The following is a 3,992-nucleotide window of genomic DNA, read 5'->3' as shown; positions in this document are numbered from 1 at the left end:
CTGATAGGCCAGTTAATTGGTTTTTAAAATTGGTAAGCTTTAGGTAAAGGCTTTTTTTAGAAACTATAATAGCACCGGTGCCATTATAGGTAGTTGGATAATAAGCCCAAACTACCTTTTGGTAGTTTGGGCTTTAAAAAATCTGTTGTTAAATATTAATTAGCAAGTATAGCACCTGAGCCTTTTTGAACTACAGTAGGTACGTTTGCTGCTGCATCAAGTACTGCAGAGTATGAATAAGCTGGCACCCATGATGATAATGAGGTAGTTATATCATTAGAACCGCAGTTTGAATAAACATTGGTGCTAACTCCACTGAAAAATCCCGGAGGGTCACCTGCCAGATTTGTGCTTAGCGGTTTCTTACAGCCTGAAAAATATTCATTATCTGTGCGAATGATTCCGTTTGCTCTTGCACCTAAACTATAACCACTGTTATTTAAGTGATAGTTGTTAAATACGTGAACACTTCCGTAGTTCATATCTGGTTCTCTTTCGCTTACATTATACCAAAAGTTATGGTGTAGTGTTACATGTAAATGGCCTATATCTGATTCATGACCTGCTATGCCTCCGCTTATTAAGAAAGACAGATTGGTATCGTGAAACTTGCTCCATGACACAGTTACGTAATCTGAGGCCCTTGTAATTGCAATATCCTTACCCCAATAATCCCAGCCATGACTACGATCGTTTGAGAAATCACAGTGGTCAACCCAAACGTGTGTAGTTGAAAACTTTATCATAAGCGCTGCGTCGGTAACATAGTTTTTAAAGGTAATGTTCTGAACAATGATATTGTTTACAGTAAACATGTAAAGTGATATACCTTTAATAGTTGCACCTGGTTTACCAATGATTGATTTATTAGATGAAACGTAAACCGGATCATCGCCCGAGCCAGTGATAGTTCCACTAACGTAAACAATTTTTGGAGTTGTACCTGAAACTGCCGATTTCAACTCAGATAAAGTTGTTACAGTAACCGCTGTACCTCCGGCACCTCCTGTTGTTGTTCCGCCAACCATTGCGTAACCCATTAAAGCTGAGGTTATGCCTGTTGTAGTTGCCGAACCTGCAGTTGTAGTAGGTGTTGTAGTAGTTGGTGTAGTAGTGGTAGGTGCTGTAGACGCCGAAGTACTGGTAGTTCCGTTCATCGTGAAGGTATACTTTCTGCCGTTTGTTGCAGGGTTTGTATTATCAGATGCCGAAAAAATTAATGAAGTACCCCAATGACTAAATCGTCCTTTTCCATAATCACGAATATCCTGGTGTAATGAATGCGGTGGTTTTAATTCAACCCCATTCTCAAATAACCGCATTGTAGATGCGGTAGGTGCTGTGTTTGAATCGCCATTCTGGCTTAGTGCATATGCAATTTTGTAGGCATATCCGCCATCTGATCTTAATCCAGTTAAATTTACCGCAAAAGTAGTTGCTGCTGTTGTAGCCGCAGAAATTGAAGAGCCGCTCAAATTTGCTGAAAGCGTAGTGTCTTGAATACTACCAGAGCCGGAGCCTTCACTTTCTTTTTTACAACTACCTAAAAAGATAATTGCTGATAAAACCATGCTGAGTACAGCCACTTTTCCGAAGAGTTTTGTCTTTTTTTCCATGCAATTTTTAATTTTGGCTCTTCAAACGGTACTCCGTTTAAAAAATTACAATTAAAAATTACCTGGAAAGCTTAGACTTAAATGTTAAAAAGTTCAAAAACTGTATTTTTCACACTTAAATAGGGGCAAAATTGTGTGAAATCAAAGTGTAAAGAAAGTGTATAATTTGCACACTTCATGACATTAAGATGACAAATAAAAAATCTTACTCAGACAATATCGCCTCCACCGGTGCACTTTTAACCTTGTAAAAGGCCTTATACCACGTGATAAAACGGGCAACACCGGTAGGTACAGAAATTTGAGGTTTGTAATTTAAAACCGTATCAAGATTGGATACATCGGCGCAAGTTTCGGCAACATCGCCCTCTTGCATTGGTCTGAATATTTTTATTGCTTTCTTATGGATCCGTTTCTCAATTTCACTTACGAAATCAAGCAGGTTAACCGGCGCGCCCCTACCTATGTTAAATATCCTGAACGGCGCTTTTGATGTGGCCGGATCGGGGTTTAATGCATCCCATTCCGGATTGCTTTCTGCCGGTTGGTCAATTACATGCACAATACCTTCAACAATGTCATCTATGTAAGTAAAATCGCGTTTCATATTTCCATTGTTAAAAACTTCAATGGGTTTACCTTCTATTATAGCTTTGGTAAAAATAAACAAAGCCATATCTGGTCTGCCCCATGGACCATAAACGGTAAAAAAACGTAATCCTGTTGTACGTAAATTAAATAAATGGCTGTAGGTATGTGCCATCATTTCATTTGCTTTTTTTGAAGCTGCATACAATGAAACGGGATGATCAGCAATATCGTGTTCATTGAATGGCATTTTTTTATTTAATCCGTAAACGCTTGAAGAACTTGCATATACCAAATGGCTAATTTTAAAATGCCTGCAACATTCTAATATATTCAGGAACCCTTTTATATTTGAATCAATATAAACATCGKGATTGGTTAAACTATAACGAACACCTGCCTGTGCTGCAAGGTTGCATACAGCATCAAACTTAAAACTTTGAAAAGTACAATCCAGTTGCTCCTTATCTAACAAATCCAATTTTATAAAAGTATAGTTTGGATACTTTTTACTCCGAACTGGTATTCCATCTTCCAAAGTATTTACCTGAATACCTGTATTGGCCAAACGGGCATATTTCAGCCTTACATCATAATAATCATTTAAATTATCGATGCCAACAACGGTGTCTCCTCTTTCAAGCAAATGTTTGGCCAAATGATAGCCAATAAAACCAGCTGTGCCGGTAATTAAAATTTTCATAAATCTAGGTTTAAAGTTTAAAAAGAAAGCGTTACAGAAAAAATAGCCTTTAGTTTATTTTACGTTGGAAGTGTTCCCCGGGACAGGGCTGCTCGGTGGTCTCCATCCGTGGAAGTGAATTGCAATCACCCACTTCCAGGTTAACATTCATTGAGATAGTTTTCAGAATTATTATAATATACTATTATAATAATTCTGAAGAATTTAATTTAAGAAAGCGCATTAATAATAGCATTCAGGAAAATACATAAGATTGCGCTGAAAATATTTATTTCATTTTGTAAGTATACTTTCGGCCATTTGAAAGTGGATTTGTATTATCAGAGGTTGAAAAAATCAACATGTTTCCCCAATGGCTAAATTCGCCCAGGCCAAATACGCGAATATCCTTATGAACTGAATGGGCGGGGCCCAGCTCAACACCATTTTCGAAAAGCCGGAGGGTAGAAGCGGTAGGCTTGGAATTTGAATCTCCCATCTGTGGAAGATTATATCCAACTTTGTAGGCAAAACCACTATCAGACTTTAAACCGATTAAATTTATTGATATACCTCCTGAAGTATCATGACCGGTAGTATCATGTACCGTTATTAGTGTATCATGTACCGTTATAGTATCGTGTACAACCGGGTTTTGTATACCTTTTTTACAGCTATTATTTAGCGTAACAGCAAATACTAATACAGCAAGTAATAGTACTTTTTCCAATAGTTTAGTTTTGGGTTCCATGATATTTTAATTTAAAAAGTTAACAATGAATAATGATCACTCAAATTATAAGTGATGTGAAGATTTATTATACTAAGGCTTTCAAGATAGAATTGATAAAAATTTCGGGGGTTCTGTTTTGGATATAATGCCGGATAAGCATTTTGTTATCAGAATTGGTTTTCAGCGCTTTACCAATGGCAAGCAATAATGCATTTATGTTATTTACTTCAGCTTTAAAAATACCGGGAATATCTTCTATTCCTCCTGCACACTTTGTACAAACAATAACAGGATTAAGGCACATCATTTGCAATAAAACATTAGGGAAACCTTCTTTTAAAGAAGATACTACACATACTTTAGCGTGTTTAAA

Annotated in this window: 4 protein-coding genes; all 4 read right to left on the bottom strand. The window is 36.9% G+C overall.

All coding sequences use genetic code 11. The features are described 5' to 3' along the window. Window positions 1-155: 155 nt before the first annotated feature. Window positions 156-1,616, bottom strand: a complete 1,461-nt coding sequence (locus AC1DQW_RS27230) for a pectate lyase family protein (RefSeq protein WP_477456937.1) — start codon at window positions 1,614-1,616, stop codon at window positions 156-158. A 205-nt stretch (window positions 1,617-1,821) separates the two neighbouring features. Continuing rightward, window positions 1,822-2,907 carry an NAD-dependent epimerase gene (locus AC1DQW_RS27225; RefSeq protein WP_477456936.1) on the bottom strand — a complete coding sequence of 362 codons (1,086 nt, stop codon included), beginning with the start codon at window positions 2,905-2,907 and terminating at the stop codon, window positions 1,822-1,824. Between the two features lie 268 nt (window positions 2,908-3,175). After that, on the bottom strand, window positions 3,176-3,637 hold the full coding sequence (locus tag AC1DQW_RS27220; RefSeq protein WP_477456935.1) for a hypothetical protein: 462 nt from the start codon (window positions 3,635-3,637) through the stop codon (window positions 3,176-3,178). 67 nt (window positions 3,638-3,704) lie between these two features. Next, on the bottom strand, window positions 3,705-3,992 hold a 288-nt coding region (locus tag AC1DQW_RS27215; protein ID WP_477456934.1), incomplete at its 5' end, for a glycosyltransferase.

This window comes from Mucilaginibacter sp. P5_A4 (genome assembly GCF_056400605.1).
The sequence above is the reverse complement of the archived record's forward strand: the minus strand, read 5'-3'. Positions and strand labels throughout refer to the sequence as shown.